Source organism: Acinetobacter sp. VT 511 (genome assembly GCF_001077515.1).
Lineage (GTDB): Bacteria > Pseudomonadota > Gammaproteobacteria > Pseudomonadales > Moraxellaceae > Acinetobacter > Acinetobacter schindleri.
Window position 1 is genome coordinate 39894 of record NZ_LFRE01000117.1, and the last position, 15334, is coordinate 55227.

The following is a 15334-nucleotide window of genomic DNA, read 5'->3' on the forward strand; positions in this document are numbered from 1 at the left end:
CCCAAAACGGAGATAAAATCTCGACTGCTTTCGTTTTATCTCCGGCTTTGCTTAATACAATTTATATTTTATGAAAATATTCAATCAAACAGTGCTGTTTGGCTGTGCTGCTGTTTCAAGTTTTTACTGTTATGCCGATGATGCGGAAGTAAAACAAATAGAAGCAAGCGGAAACTTGAGTGTGGTCTCCAAATACGTCTCCCGCGGTTTGACCAATGCGCCTGAAAATGACGACGTTGCTGTACAGGCTGCATTGAATCTGGCTTATGGTAATTTTTATGTCGGATATTGGGGATCTACGCTTGGATACTCTTATGCAGAAGTGCAGGGGCGTCAGGGACATCGTTCAGACAAATTCGAGCATAACTTTCTGCTGGGTTATACCCATAGCAGCGAAAATTATGATTGGGATCTATGGAACGCAACCTATTATTATCCGGGCGGCAAGCATACTACCGGAAATGAGCTAGGTTTAAATATAAGTCGTGCATTGAATGATCAGACCAGTATTGGCGCCAGTGTATCGACCTATCTGTATGATGTGGCTTATGCCAATCAGGGCGATACTTTTTATACGCTTAACCTGAACCATCAGTTGAATGATCGTTTCAATGCCAGCATTACAGCAGCAGGAAGCTATTTTAACGATGAAGGCAAATATGAGGGCGGTGAACTGGGCGATACCGAAAAGCAGTTTGCCTTTCGTTATGCTTCTGCCGGACTCAGTTATGCGCTTTTACCGCAGTTGAGTGTGTCAGGTGAGTATATCTTTGGAGGTTACGACCGCTATGATGACAAGCAGCGTAATCTTGCAGTAGTTGCACTGAGTTATGATTTTTAAAATTATGAAATCATTCAGACTAGGCGGGTGAAAATCTGCCTTATCTGCAACTTTGATTAATAGCATAAGCCATGACTGGAAGTGGATTCATGCTCTGGCGGCTCAGGAACGACTGAGGGTCTGGTTTAATCTGCCAGAATTTCAGACAAACATTATCAATTTCATAAAATAATTCTATAATAGCGCCCATTCTCGGCAGCGTTATCCAGACACTTCGTCAAATGGTATAACCTGACCATTTTCTATTTTTCATTCAAGTTCTCCTCCGTGAACCGGCTTGTATATTCAGATTCAGCATCTTATCTGTCCGTGACGGCACATAAGAATATTTAGGTATCCACATGGAAATTAAGGTCAATTATCTCGATAATCTTCGTCAGGAAGCCAAGTTCGATGACTTCACGGTAATCGCCGATCAGCCGATCCGCTATAAAGGCGATGGTTCGGCACCCGGCCCATTCGATTATTTTCTGGCATCTTCAGCTTTATGTGCGGCTTATTTTGTCAAAGTCTATTGCGCAGCACGTGACATTCCGACTGATAATATCCGCCTTTCGCAAAACAATATTGTTGATCCTGAAAACCGCTATAAACAGATTTTTAAAATTCAGGTGGAACTGCCGGCTGATATTTCTGAAAAAGATCGCCAAGGAATTTTACGTTCGATAGACCGTTGTACCGTCAAGAAAGTCATTCAAACCGGTCCTGAATTTGTCATTGAAGAAGTGGAAAGTATTGATGCGGATGCTCAAGCCTTGTTAATGCCAAGTCTGGCTTCTGAAAACAGTACGTTTATTCCAGGTAAAGACCTTCCACTAGAAGAAACCATTGCCAATATGTCTGCCATTTTGGCAGGCCTTGGCATGAAGATTGAAATCGCGTCTTGGCGTAATATCGTGCCGAATGTGTGGTCACTACATATCCGTGATGCGCAGTCGCCAATGTGCTTTACCAACGGTAAAGGTTCGACCAAAGAAAGTGCGCTGGCATCTGCTTTGGGTGAATTTATTGAGCGTCTGAACTGTAACTTCTTCTATAACGACCAGTTCTGGGGTGAGGATATTGCCAATGCCGAATTTGTGCATTATCCAGATGAAAAATGGTTCCAGCCAGGTCCGAATGGCGAACTACCTGCAGAAGTTTTAGATGAACATACCCGTGAAATTTATGATCCTGAAGATGAATTATTGGGTATCCATCTTTATGATACCAACTCTGGTAATAAAGCACGTGGCATCTGCTCACTGCCATTTGTACGTCAATCTGATGGTGAAACCGTTTATTTCCCATCAAATCTAATCGAAAACCTTTACTTAAGTAACGGGATGAGCGCTGGGAATACCTTGGCTGAAGCGCAAGTACAATGTCTGTCTGAAATTTTTGAGCGTGCGGTAAAACGTGAAATTCTGGAAGGTGAACTGGCACTACCGGATGTGCCTGAACATGTTCTGGCAAAATATCCAAAAATTGTTGAAGGCATTAAAGGTCTGGAAGAACAGGGCTTCCCGGTTCTGGTCAAAGATGCTTCACTAGGCGGTCAGTTCCCGGTCATGTGCGTTACCTTGATGAACCCGCGTACCGGCGGTGTATTTGCCTCATTCGGTGCCCATCCTAACTTTGAAGTAGCATTAGAACGCAGTCTGACTGAACTTTTACAAGGCCGTAGTTTTGAAGGTCTGAATGATCTGCCAAAACCAACTTTTAGCAGCAATGCAGTAACTGAACCGAATAACTTCGTCGAACATTTTATTGACTCAAGCGGTGTGGTGTCTTGGCGTTTCTTCAGCGCGAAATCAGATTATGATTTTGTCGAGTGGGATTTCACTAATAACGGTCAAAACTCGAATGCGGATGAAGCTCAAGAATTATTCACAATTCTGGAAGACATGGGCCATGAAGTTTATATGGCGGTGTATCAGCATCTAGGTGCAACAGCTTGCCGTATTCTGGTACCGGGCTATTCGGAAATTTATCTGGTAGAAGATCTGGTTTGGGACAATACCAACAAGGCTTTGCTCTACCGTGAAGATATCCTGAATCTGCACCGTCTGGATGATGAACAACTGGAAGCACTGGTTGAGCGTCTGGAAGAAGCAGATGAGGATGACTATACCGAAATCAAAACCTTGATCGGTATCGAGTTCGATGAAAATACTGAATGGGGTCAACTGACGATTCTGGAACTGAAACTTCTAATTTATGTGGCTTTGCAGCAATTTGAAGAAGCCAAAGATCTGGTTGAGCAGTTCCTGCAGTTCAATACCAATACCGTTGAACGTGGCTTGTTCTACCAGTGCATGAATGTCGTTCTGGAAGTCATTCTGGATGATGAAATGGAACTGGAAGATTATGAACACAACTTCCGTCGTATGTTTGGTGATGCCCGTATGGATGCCGTTTTAGGTTCAATTGAAGGAACAGTCCGTTTCTATGGTTTGACCGAAACCAACATGCAGCTTGAAGGGCTGGATCGTCATCTACGTTTAATTGACAGCTATAAGAAATTGCATGCAGCGCGTGCCAAGTTTGTGGCCCAGCAGTAATCCATAGATAGCTGCATCAAAAAAACCGCCTCAAGATAGGCGGTTTTTTTGATGGCTTTAAATATTTAAGATTTACAAATCAGACAAATTCCTGACAAAAAGCTACAGTATTTTGCGCCAATACTGGGCATAAATTAATTCATAAACAGTGATTTACATAATGAATAGTCAAATACTCACTTTGCTATTCATATTTAAGAAACCGATAAAAGAATCTTAATGATATTTAATGAGGAAGATGAATGTACCTCAAACAGCTGATCGAACAATTAAAAGTAGAATTTAATTCTTCTTCGACTGATCCCGAGCAGCGGATTGATCACGCTTTACATCAGCTGATTCCACACAGTCTGGAGGTGCCATACCCGGGTGAAGGACAGACCTTAAAACGCTGGCAGATCCTGAGTCAGGTTGCTGCCATAGACTTGAGTCTGGCCAAACTATATGAATCGCATCTGGATGTACTGGCGATACTGCATGAACTGCATGCTGGTCCTGAGCAGATTGTCGGATTGACTGCTATCTGGGCGGCAGAGGGTGGTCCTAAACCTTTGCAGCTGGAAGATGATCTGCTTTCCGGAATTAAACCATGGTGTTCAGCCGCCGGCCAGGTACAGCAGGCTTTATTGACCTATCGGGATGAAGAAGAACACTCGCAACTGTTACTGGTAGATATGACCCAGGATGGGATTCAGATCAATACCAGTGCCTGGCATGCCGTGGGGATGCAACATACACGCACGGCTGAGGTCAGCTTCAATCAGGTCAAGGCCAAAACCATCAGCAAGCCAAACTATTATCTGGATCGTCATGGATTCTGGCATGGTGCGGCTGGTGTCGCTGCCTGCTGGTTTGGTGCAACGCTCAAACTGGCCGGTTATTTAAAACATGCCATGCATCATAAAACTAATCCATTTAGAGAAATGTATCTGGGTGAGGTCAGTAGCAAGCTGTATGCAACTCGTGCACTATTTTATGAGGCTGCAAAATTGATTGATGCCGACCCTAGGCATAATCATGAGCTAATGATCCGAGCTTTACGTGCCCAGGTCGAAGACTCTGCACTGGCAGTACTGGAACTTTGTGGTAAAGCCTTGGGTGCAGCACCATATTGCCAGGAGGCGGATTTTGCCCGCTGTGTAGCAGATTTGCCCGTATTTATCCGGCAAAGCCATGCTGCATTTGATTTGCAGTGTATTGGTCAACTGACGATGGAGGATGAACAGACATGGGCACTTTAAAACATCCAATCGTTGAAGACCGTATTATTCAGGGTGAAGGAACAGCGCTAGAAGAATGGCAGCAGAGTCAGCAGCTCCATCATTTAAAAGCGCTTGAACTGAGTAAAATATTTCCCCTAAATAGTCGCATTTGTATTGTTGCTCCACATCCGGATGATGAAGTTCTTGGCTGTGGTGGACTGATTCAGCAGCTGGATGCAGCGGGTTATGAGATTGTTCTGTTTGCAGTCACCAATGGCACAGCCAGTCATCCCGACTCCAGACTATATACACCAGAGCAGCTGGATCATATCCGACCCCAGGAAACAATAAATGCTTTAGGCGTTCTCGATCTGAAACAATCGATACAGCGTATTGCGCTGAATATCCAGGATGGTGAAGTAGCGCAACAACGTGACCAGTTGGTTGCTGCTTTAAAACCGTATTTGCAAGCAAATGATATTCTGGTAACCACTTTTGAACATGATGGCCATCCTGATCATGAGATTACAGGTCAGGTAAGCAAACAGCTTGCAGCAACGCATTCTTTAAAATGTTTACAGGTGCTGATCTGGACCTGGCATTGGGCCAGTCCTGGAGATAGTCGTATTCCTTGGCATAAAGCCCTTAGACTTGAACTCAACCCAAAGCAGTTAGCGCGTAAAATAGAAGCCATGCAATGTTTTAAAAGCCAGCTTGAACTGGACTCCAGTACAGGTAAAGCTGCTATCGTATCGGGCAGCGCATTAGCACGTCTTTTACAGCCATGGGAGGTCTATATTGATGACGAAGGCCATCTATAATCATGACTACTTCGCCGAGCTGTATCGCATAAATAATGGCGATCCCTGGCAGTATGAACAGCGCTGGTATGAGAAGCGCAAACGCGATATGACATTGGCTGTACTACCTTATCCGAAATTTAAAAATGGTATTGAAATTGGCTGTAGTAATGGAGTACTGAGCGCCGAGCTAGCTGAACGATGCGAAGCTTTACTGTGTATGGATGCCAATTCGACCGCCATACAGCTAGCGAATCAACGCCTGATCCATGATCATGTCAAAGTGGTGCAGGGGATTGTGCCTCTGGATTTGCCACCACAGCAATTTGATCTGATTGTTGCCAGCGAAATGCTATATTACCTTGAAGAAAATATTCTGCTGCAACTGGTTGAATGGATGAATACGCATCTCAGTCCACAAGGCTGTATTGTGGCCTGCCACTGGCGACATGCGATTGAAGGCTTTAGTCTGAATGGAGAACAGGTTCATCAGATTTTAAAACAGCGATTGCATTATTATCACCACACACAGTTACAGGATGCCGATTTTTTTCTGGATGTCTGGACACATGACGTAAATTCGATTGCTGTACAGGAAGGATTGTTATGAAAAAAATTGGTGTTGTCATTCCGGCCTGTAACGAAGAAGAAGAAATCGAACATTGTCTGCAGGCATTGGAACAGGCACGCCAAAAATTTTATCAGGACATGCCTCAAAGTCATTGCATACAAATTCAAATTCTTGTCGTGATGGATAGCTGTACTGATGCTACAGCAGAAAAGTTAAACACTTATAATGTTTTAGCTATAAGTTGTAACTATCGTTGTGTAGGAAAAACCCGTGATCTCGGTATACAGCATTTGATCCAACAAGGCTATGACTGGATTTGCTGTACGGATGCAGATTCCAGAGTACATCCAGACTGGTTTAAGACCATGCTGCTGCATCAGCCTACACATGTGATTTGCGGAGTCGTTGAAATTGCGCAATGGGAGCACTTAAGTTTAGCTACCCAAAAAAAATATCTGCACCATTATCAGGATTATATGGGGCATCGGCATATTCATGGTGCTAACCTTTGTTTTAAAGCATCGAGTTATAAGCTTCTTGGTGGCTTCAAACCTATGCCATGTCATGAAGATGTAGATCTGGTTAAACGCGCGGAAAAAATGGGAATGCATATTACCTGGTCTAACCAGTTGAGAGTGGTAACCAGCAGTCGCCTGATTTCACGTGTCCGTGAAGGATTTTCACAATTTTTATGGAGCATTGAACGACAAAATCAGGATAACAAATCCAATACAAAATGCCTGAGAAAAATTATTTGAAAATTTTTGAAACTATATTTTTCAATGAATCATAGGCTTAACAATTTGGCCGATTTTTTTGATTAAAACCTATTCCATTTAAAATAAAACTGCTTATAATTCATCCAAATTAAGCCCTGTGAACTAATACATTTCAAGTATAAGTTCATGGGGTTTTTCTATGGATCAACGGTTTGGGATACCGCACCGAAATTTTTACTGGTTCTTACTATGTACGCTCCGTTATTACCTGCTTCTCTTCGTGCGCTTCCACGTAGTCATTGGCAACGTATTGCCACTGCACTATGTTTTTTCGCTCTGGGTTTTAGTACCGCTGCCTGGGCACCGTTGATTCCACTGGTGCAGCAACGTCTGAATTTGAGCCATTCGGATTTCGGTGTGCTATTGCTTGCCGCTGGCGTAGGTTCAATGATTGCCATGCCATTGGCAGGTCGTATGGCACATCGTTACGGCTGTCGTTCCGTTATTGCTACGGTACTGGCTGCATTTGTTATGATTCTGCCTGCATTGGCATTTAGCCCGACTAAATTGCTATTGGCAGCCGCTTTATTCTGCTTCGGTGCTAGCGCTGGCGCCCTCGGCGTATCGGTTAACCTTCAGGCAATTAAACTGGAAAGTCAGCAACGTAAAAGCATGATGTCACTGTTCCACGGCGTATGTAGCCTGGGTGGTTTGGCAGGTGTGTTAGGTATGACCAGTATGCTGGCATTTGGTCTTGCACTGCCTTTAAGTGTACTGGTGATCAGTATGAGCATTTTACTGATCATGGTATTTGCTGTGCCATTCTGTCTAAAAGCAGAAGCTGCAGCTGAAGCAACAGAATCTGAAGATAACACTCAGAAGGTTTCCCATAAACCACGTCCAACATTTGCAATTCTTTGCATGGGATTGATCTGTTTTATCGCTTTTCTGTCTGAAGGCGCAGCGATGGACTGGAGTGGAATTTACCTGAATACTCAATTTAAAGTTCAAGCATCTCAAGCTGGTCTAGCTTACAGTTGCTTTGCTGCTTTAATGGTTGCAGGACGTTTAAGTGGCCATTTGATTATTCGCTTCTTTGGTGAAAAGAACACGATTCTGTACAGTGCCACTTTGGCAGGTTTGGGTCTTCTGACTGTGGTATTTGCACCAGTGTGGTATGTGGCTTTGATTGGCTATGCGATCCTGGGTCTGGGTAGCGCCAATATAGTTCCGTTGATGTTCTCACGTGCAGGACGTCAAACTGAATTACCAAAACATATTGCTTTATCTTATGTTTCTGTATTTGCTTATACCGGTTCTTTGCTTGGGCCAGCATTGGTGGGATTCGGAAGCGAGATCATAGGTCTAAGCCAGGTATTCTTTATCATTGCAGTTGGCCTGATCAGTATTACTGTACTGAACCAGCTGACTTCTGCTCCAGCAACTGCGGCAGAAGCAGAAAAAACACAAACACCAGCATAAAGCTGGTGTTTTTTGTTTAAATCAAAGCAATTTAATGCTGTAAATAAAGATCGTGAGAGGGTGACTTGCTAAGTGGCTGGTAAATATACTGGCTACTTACATGTTTAAGATCTTTTAAGAAACAATCACGCCAATGCACTATGTCATAGTCTATCAGGCCTTGAAATAGCGCCTGATAACGTGCAATACGTTCAGACTTCGGCATTTTCACTGCCAGCTTTAAGGCTTTGATCATGCTGTTGTTATCATGAGGATCGACCAGTAAAGCTTCACGCATCTGTTCAGCAGCACCCGCATATTTGGACAGAATCAAAATGCCCGGATTTTCTGGATCCTGAGCAGCAATATATTCCTTCGCTACCAGATTCATGCCATCACGTACTGAATTGACCCAGCAGATTTCCGACTTGCGATATAAACGCATCAAGGCATGATGGCCTAAAGCATCATAATGACAGTCAAAGACCGGTTGATCTGTATGAGAGAAATCCTGATTCAGCTGATCGACACCTCGTTTTAAATCCCGATACAGATTGGCATAGGTCGGAACTTCCAGTCTGCAAGGACAGGCAATCTGAAACTGGCGTATTTTCGACAACATTTCAGGAGTTTCCTGGAAACATTGACGCAGCGCATCCACCTTCTGTAATAAGCCCTTGCTATAGTCAATTCGGTCTACTGAAATGATATGTTTAACATCAGGTGATGAACTGAAATCAAATGGCAGTTCAGTATCAGTGAGTTGTCCCGCACGACGCTGGATTGCAGTAGGATGTACACTGATCGGATAAGCTTTTACTTCTACCTGACGCTGTCCATTACGCAGAATATTGTTGGTATGTGCAGTTAGAGACAATGTAGTTTTCAGGAAATCATAACAGTTTCTCTGATCCTGCTGCGTTTGCATGCCAAGCAGGTCGTACTGTGCCAGATGCGCTGCAAGATGCTGGCTGCAGGCTAGATCTTTCCATTTTTGTGTCTCTGGAAATGGAATATGCAGGAAGAAACCGATACGATTGCGCATGCCCAACTGACGGCAGTAATGTGCAACACTTAAGAAATGATAGTCATGCACCCAGATCATGTCACCCGGTTCGATAATTTTCTGCAACTGGCGGGCAAACTTGAAATTGACATCCTGATAGATCCGGTAATCCTGATCTGAGTAATCAATATATTGATTCTGGTCATGCATTAGCGGCCATAGTGCACCATTCGCAAAACCGCAGTAAAAACCCTGATATTCAGCTTCAGAGAAACTACAGGTATGATATTCAATCTGCTGATCTTTCAGGACGTCAAAGGAATTCTGCCTATACGCCGTCTTTTTGCCATTCCATCCCATCCAGATGCCACCTATACCATTTAAGGCATCTTCTAGAGCAACCGCAAGACCACCTGCTTGAGTGGCATTCGGGTTCGGTAATGTTACACGGTTGGATAATACAATGAGTCGGGACACGTTTTTTCTCCTTTCATTTCTTGTTTTAACGCTTTTAGTGATGTTAAAAATTCATGTAAGAAAAAACCGACATCTGCCACGTCGTCTAAACGAGCTTTGGCTGCGCTTTCTCCTGGGCCAACTTTGATTGACATACCTCCATAGTCATTAATGATGTGAAAACCAGCTTCATCCGTTAAATCGTCCCCAATGAAAATGGGGTAAAACTGCTCAGCTTCAAGATCCTCTAAAATATGCTGGATTGCCGCACCTTTATTGCAGCCGTGGGGAACCAGTTCATAGACACATTTGCCGCTTTTTAATTCAAAACTTGATAATTGTTTAAGATAATTATCAATAATGGCTTTTGCCTGATCTGCATATTCAGGATGTTCACGGAAATGCAGGGCAACTGAATGGGTTTTAGTTTCTACCCGGATCGGCTGCCATTTATGCTGCTGCTCAAGTACACTAGATTTGAGTTGTTCAAGTTCTTTGTGATTGATATAAAAAAGTTTTCGACCTATACCGTCTTGCTGTAGCAGCTCTACGCCATGTGATCCGATAATATTCCAGCGATAAGGCTGAATCAGTCGTTGTGCTTGCTCGATAGAACGTCCAGTAACCAGATATAAAGGTAAAAATTGCTGGATTTGTGCAATATTATTTAGGGTAGAAGAGGGGATAAAACTCTGTTCAGGATCTGGATGAAATTCTGAAAGTGTACCGTCAATGTCTAAAAATAAAATACAGGGTAAGGAATTATATTTAGCTCTCCGATCCAGCTTTTTCGCTATCTCGGGATAAATAGAATCTAGAACAGCATTTGTAGTTTTCATTGTTAGGGTGTAATAAATTACAGTCTCTTGATGCATTGATTATTTTTATAACATGTCAAGATCTGGGATCTGCTTATTCCTATAATGAATAATACATTTCACCTATCTACTGTAACGTTGCAATATCTTGTAAAAATGTCTTGAAAATCACATTTTTATAAAATTCTCTCTCAATCAGAGATTTCAAAAATCTATCAAGATATGAATAAGCATAGTTTTGTATAAGAATTTTTATAACACCCAAGGAGCATTGTCAGTTTATAAATGCAGTGTTAAGAAGTGATCTAAAAAGAAAAACAGAGAGAAGAAGATCATTTTGTCAAAGCAAACTTACTAAAAACTATGAGCATAGATAAAAATGCACGGCTCATTGATCGAGGAATGCATCATCATAATAATTAGGATATAAGCAATTAAGCTCTCAATAAATTTTATGCTGCCATGGCAGCGACGGTCACTGTGGTTGCAGTGACCGCGGGTGTGGTCAATAAAACTCTCCCCCTAGCAAGTCACTTCAGATTTAAGTTACCTAGAACCACAATCTTTTACTGACTCTACAGGCATGACACAACCTGCCATTACATTAAAAAATACTAAATTAGGAACACGACAGTTCGAAAGTCAAGTTCAACGACCATTACTCACAAATTCAGATGCACAATGGAGTAATTACACTCGCGATTATGATTATCCCAATATGGTCACTTTGCCTGTACAGTGGATTAAAATGCGTGATGGTACCAAAATCGCAATTCGTGTTACCTTGCCAGCTGATCAGAATAAACAACCCGATTTTACTAAACCACATCCAGTGATTTTAATCCAGACACTCTACAATACAGGCCTTGCAGGCCAGATTGCGGATATGGCAGGCGGCCCGAATCCTGAGTTTGTAGGCCGTGGTTATGCCACAGTAGCTGCAGATGTACATGGTACCGGTTCTTCAGAAGGGGTATGGCAGGCATTTGATGGCATTAAACAGCAGGACAGTTTTGAAATTATTGACTGGGCTGGCAAACAGTTATGGTCAAATGGCAATATTGGTCTCTATGGTGTTTCTTATCTAGGTATTACCAGTCTGCTGGGGGCATCTACCCAGCATCCGGCATTAAAAGCCGCATTTCCAATGGTATCAATTGGTGATGGTGAGCGTGATATTTTATACAATGACGGGCAGTTTAATACCAACTTTATCCTATTGTGGATGAGTCGGGTTGGCTTGCTTGGCGCATTACCAGTTGATGCGATTCAAACTGATCCAGTGAATGGTATTACTCTAGGGCTGGATAAAATTCAGAATTTGCTGAAGGCAAAGCCTCACCATCAAATCATTCTTGTTTTCAAAATTAGCTTTTAAAATATAAGTCGGGTTAACTGCTGGGAATGTTAGTAGATATAAATACAAATTGAATAAATATCATTATTATTATTTAAAACTGAAAAAAACTAACAGATAAAAATTTTATGCTTTATGATCAGCATATTGAAATTGCTTTATGAAAATTCTGCAGGAAGACATGTTAGAACTTCGTCATTTAAAAACTTTAGTTGCTTTACGAGAACATGGTTCATTGGTCGCCGCTGCAGGAGATTTGTGTCTTACACCTTCAGCCTTATCTCATCAATTGCGTGAAATTGATCAATGGTTTGGCGTAGAAGTCGTAAATCGCCGTAGTCGGCCTGTGAGCTTTTCCAATGTTGGACAGCGATTACTTAAACTGGCAGATGAAATATTGCCTCAGGTACAGATTGCCCAAAGTGATATTACTCGTATTGTCCATGGACAGACGGGACGTATTATTTTCTCCTCTGAATGTCATAGCTGCTTTGACTGGCTGATGCCTTTACTCAATCAGTATCGCATCCAATATCCAGATGTAGATTTAGACTTTGCTTCAGGCTTTGAAGCCAATCCGCATGAGCTTTTACAAACTGGTGAGTTTGACTTGCTGATTACCACCGATCCGATCGCATTAAAAGGGATAGAGTATTTTCCGATTTTTGAATATGAATCACGTTTGGTACTTTCCAATACTCATCCACTGGTACGTGCCAAAGAGATTAGCGTACAGCAACTGGCAGAAGAAACACTGGTGACTTACCCGGTGGATAAACATCGCCTAGACATCATGTCACGCCTGTTTATTCCAGCCAATATCTTGCCAAAACAGATCCGGACGACTGATTTAACCCAGATGTTGATTCAGCTGGTGGCAAGTGGACGCGGAATTGCAGCATTACCGGACTGGGTGGTGAATGAATATGAACAGAAAGGCTGGGTAAGCTCCCGCCGTCTGGATTGCGTCGCACCTGAAGGATTACGCCGTACTTTATTTGCAGGCTATCGCACTGAAGAAAAACAGAAAGATTATTTTGAAGGGTTCCTGAAGCAGTTAGAACGGTTCTCCAAGAAAAGAGAGGCATATTATGATTAACGCTTGTTATTATTTTTTAAACATAGGTAATGCAAGAAAGACTCTGATCCACTGTTCAAACTGAAAGCTTGAAAATAATCCCGCCAAAATCAGAGCCTTTCATTTCAACTCAAGCTGCAAATAAAGGACTGAATCCATGCTTACGCAGCAATTTCCGGTACATGCTAGAACTGCGATCTGCCGGGAAATGTGCTTCTAAAGACAAGTCTAAAGGCAGATATTCAGGTTTCTGGTTTTCGACGATTAACCGGTCTTCTTCAAAAATTTTCAGGTTAAAGTCATAGGCATCTTCAACTGGCAGGTCTTTGTCATAATTCCGGCAGATGGGTGCAAACAGCCGCGTAGTACGTGCTGTCATAGGCGAAGCTGCATTCATAATGACCTGTTTGGCATCATTGGGAAAATGAATGGTCAAGGTCGCGGTAAAGGGTACACTGATTTCAAAATGGCGTAGCCATTTAAAGTCTTTTGCACCGCGCTGATCCAGCCCGATCGGATAGCGTCCAACGGTACTGATATAGTCAGCAGCAAAACCATAATCGGTTTCATAGGTTTGATAATCGGGTACTTCTGAATTATCCGGATCGCCAAAAGTATCTGGATGCACCCATGCAAAATGTGCGACATCAATGAAACCTTCTAGCTGCCGACCGGCAAAACACTGAATATCAACTTTCGGGCAAACCAGTTGCTGGTAATCTGCTTCATCCCAGTAAGGCATTTGCGGAATATTTGCCTCAGCCTGTTTATCTGCCAGCAGTGAGCACCAGATCAGACCATATTTTTCTACGGCGGCATAGGTTTTTAGATTGAAACGCTCAGAGATTTTTTGCTGCGGATGGGCCGGGATACGATTACATTTTCCACCTGATCCAAAGCGTAGACCGTGATAAGGACAAACCACACCTTGTCCATCATTTTTTCCCAGACTTAAAGCCACCCCTCGGTGTGGACAGGTATCTCGCGCCACAATAATTTCATTCTTCATTTTATAAATTACCAAGGGCATATCCAGCAACATGGTCCCGATTGGCTGTTCAGAGACTTCGCGTGCCAAGGCTACCGGATACCAGTATTGCGCTAACAGGTGCCAGTCATGTTCTGAAAATGTCATATGAACAGGTAAGTCAGGCTGATGCGTGAGGATGGTTTTACTATTCATGATTGGCTCAAATCGGTGTTATTCGATTGAATATAGATCAACAGCCTATTCACTGAAATTAGAGAAATCCGTATGAGGTATTGAGAAAATTAGAACACTCTTTACCATTTGAAGATCATTCTCTTTTATATGTGAGCATATTTTGAGAATTAACGCGTCTTTATGGAAAAGGTAGACCTCACAAATCATTTATTAGGCTGCTGGCTGAGAAATCTGACTTTTTAGCTGTTCCATCTGTTCAATAATATGCTTGATCATTAGCTGGGAGGCTCGTGAAATCTGACGTTTTGGCGCCACGCAAAGGGCAATGGTCAAAGGACGTACACCTTTTTCCGTAATCAGTTTAAAGATCAGTTCATCGCGTTGCAGTTCCGGGAAGACATCCAGATAACTCAAGATGCCAATACCGGTATTGGCCTTGATCATGCTGTTCATCAGGCGGATATCATTGGATTCCGTTTTGCGTGCCGGAATGAATTTGTGATGTTTGTACATGGCCTGTACATAGTCATGAATGATCAGCGGCTCTGCTGCGATAAAATGATTGTCATCCAAGGTATCTGAAAAATAGATTCGTTCAGCCTCAGCTAGGGGATGCTGTTTGGACATGACAAAGCCCAAAGGCAATTCCAGAAAATGCAGTACTTCCAGCTGATGATGGGCTTTGGGATTAAGAATCAGCCCGAAATCCAGTTCGGTATCGATAATTTTTCGGGCAATCACTTCACTGTCTGCCACCCGTATATTGAAATTGATCCAAGGATACTGCGCATACATATGCTGTAGTGACTGCATTACAAAGCCTTCGCTCAAGGCAGAAATTAATCCAAATTCGATACTGCCACGTTTGAGTCCCTGAATTTCATCAAAGCGAATACAGGTCTGCTGAAACTCCTTTTGCCATTTTAGAATATCGGCATATAGCATTTCACCCGCTAAAGTTAACTTCAGTCCGTTTGGCAAACGTTCAAACAGGTCAATACCTAGCTCTTCTTCAGCCAGGGCGATCTGCCGGTGAACTGCAGATACCGAAATAAATAACTGATCTGCAGCCTTACGTAAACTGCCACTTTTCGCCACTGCAATAAAGTAATCAGAAAAGCGCGAAAACGGGGTATTTATCAATTTACGCAAGCCTGTTTCACCTGTACTTAAAATTCAATAAAAGCTTTATGCGAGTTTTATGCCAAAGCAGGAAGCTAAGGTCCAAGCCAAGCAAGTATTACAAGGTACTGTTCTAATTTTTAGAATGATTTATACGAAACATTCTAATAGACGAAAAAGTAAAAAAACGAGTAA

The 15334-nt window shown here is 42.6% G+C and carries 13 protein-coding genes; 9 read left to right on the top strand and 4 right to left on the bottom strand.

Features of this window, described 5'->3' with window-relative positions; translation table 11 throughout:
- Positions 1 to 70 precede the first annotated feature (70 nt).
- From ACS72_RS16250 to ACS72_RS16280, 7 genes are all read left to right on the top strand, one after another.
- Positions 71 to 841 (top strand): hypothetical protein, encoded by a 771-nt coding sequence (locus ACS72_RS16250; RefSeq protein ID WP_048882728.1) that lies wholly within the window; start codon positions 71 to 73, stop codon positions 839 to 841.
- Positions 842 to 1182: 341 nt separating this feature from the next.
- Positions 1183 to 3384 (top strand): OsmC domain/YcaO domain-containing protein, encoded by a 2202-nt coding sequence (locus ACS72_RS16255; RefSeq protein WP_048882729.1) that lies wholly within the window; start codon positions 1183 to 1185, stop codon positions 3382 to 3384.
- A 242-nt stretch (positions 3385 to 3626) separates the two neighbouring features.
- Entirely contained in the window at positions 3627 to 4625 is a 999-nt protein-coding gene (locus tag ACS72_RS16260; protein ID WP_048882730.1) for an acyl-CoA dehydrogenase, read from the top strand.
- A complete protein-coding gene (locus tag ACS72_RS16265) occupies positions 4613 to 5407 on the top strand; it encodes a PIG-L deacetylase family protein (protein WP_048882731.1) in 795 nt (264 codons plus the stop codon). The genes ACS72_RS16260 and ACS72_RS16265 overlap by 13 nt, the downstream gene beginning before the upstream one ends.
- Positions 5388 to 5996 carry a class I SAM-dependent methyltransferase gene (locus tag ACS72_RS16270; protein ID WP_048882732.1) on the top strand — a complete coding sequence of 203 codons (609 nt, stop codon included), beginning with the start codon at positions 5388 to 5390 and terminating at the stop codon, positions 5994 to 5996. Before ACS72_RS16265 ends, ACS72_RS16270 begins: the two co-directional genes overlap by 20 nt.
- Complete coding sequence (locus ACS72_RS16275; protein WP_004809364.1) at positions 5993 to 6715, top strand: glycosyltransferase family 2 protein; 723 nt, start codon at positions 5993 to 5995, stop codon at positions 6713 to 6715. The genes ACS72_RS16270 and ACS72_RS16275 overlap by 4 nt, the downstream gene beginning before the upstream one ends.
- Before the next feature lie 210 nt (positions 6716 to 6925).
- Positions 6926 to 8158, top strand: coding sequence for an MFS transporter (locus tag ACS72_RS16280; RefSeq protein ID WP_048882733.1), 1233 nt, complete (start codon positions 6926 to 6928; stop codon positions 8156 to 8158).
- Positions 8159 to 8189: 31 nt separating this feature from the next.
- Here ACS72_RS16280 and ACS72_RS16285 read toward each other — a convergent pair whose 3' ends face one another.
- On the bottom strand, positions 8190 to 9620 hold the full coding sequence (locus tag ACS72_RS16285; RefSeq protein ID WP_008303539.1) for a trehalose-6-phosphate synthase: 1431 nt from the start codon (positions 9618 to 9620) through the stop codon (positions 8190 to 8192).
- Complete coding sequence (otsB, locus tag ACS72_RS16290) at positions 9587 to 10438, bottom strand: trehalose-phosphatase (RefSeq protein ID WP_228156221.1); 852 nt, start codon at positions 10436 to 10438, stop codon at positions 9587 to 9589. Before otsB ends, ACS72_RS16285 begins: the two co-directional genes overlap by 34 nt.
- Positions 10439 to 11000: 562 nt before the next feature.
- Here otsB and ACS72_RS16295 point away from each other — a divergent pair.
- Positions 11001 to 11795 (top strand): CocE/NonD family hydrolase, encoded by a 795-nt coding sequence (locus ACS72_RS16295; RefSeq protein ID WP_048882735.1) that lies wholly within the window; start codon positions 11001 to 11003, stop codon positions 11793 to 11795.
- A gap of 160 nt (positions 11796 to 11955) precedes the next feature.
- Positions 11956 to 12873 (top strand): LysR family transcriptional regulator, encoded by a 918-nt coding sequence (locus ACS72_RS16300; RefSeq protein ID WP_048882813.1) that lies wholly within the window; start codon positions 11956 to 11958, stop codon positions 12871 to 12873.
- A 109-nt stretch (positions 12874 to 12982) separates the two neighbouring features.
- Here ACS72_RS16300 and ACS72_RS16305 read toward each other — a convergent pair whose 3' ends face one another.
- Positions 12983 to 14035, bottom strand: coding sequence for a Rieske 2Fe-2S domain-containing protein (locus ACS72_RS16305; RefSeq protein WP_048882736.1), 1053 nt, complete (start codon positions 14033 to 14035; stop codon positions 12983 to 12985).
- 192 nt (positions 14036 to 14227) lie between these two features.
- Positions 14228 to 15157 carry a LysR family transcriptional regulator gene (locus tag ACS72_RS16310; protein ID WP_048882814.1) on the bottom strand — a complete coding sequence of 310 codons (930 nt, stop codon included), beginning with the start codon at positions 15155 to 15157 and terminating at the stop codon, positions 14228 to 14230.
- Positions 15158 to 15334: the final 177 nt, after the last annotated feature.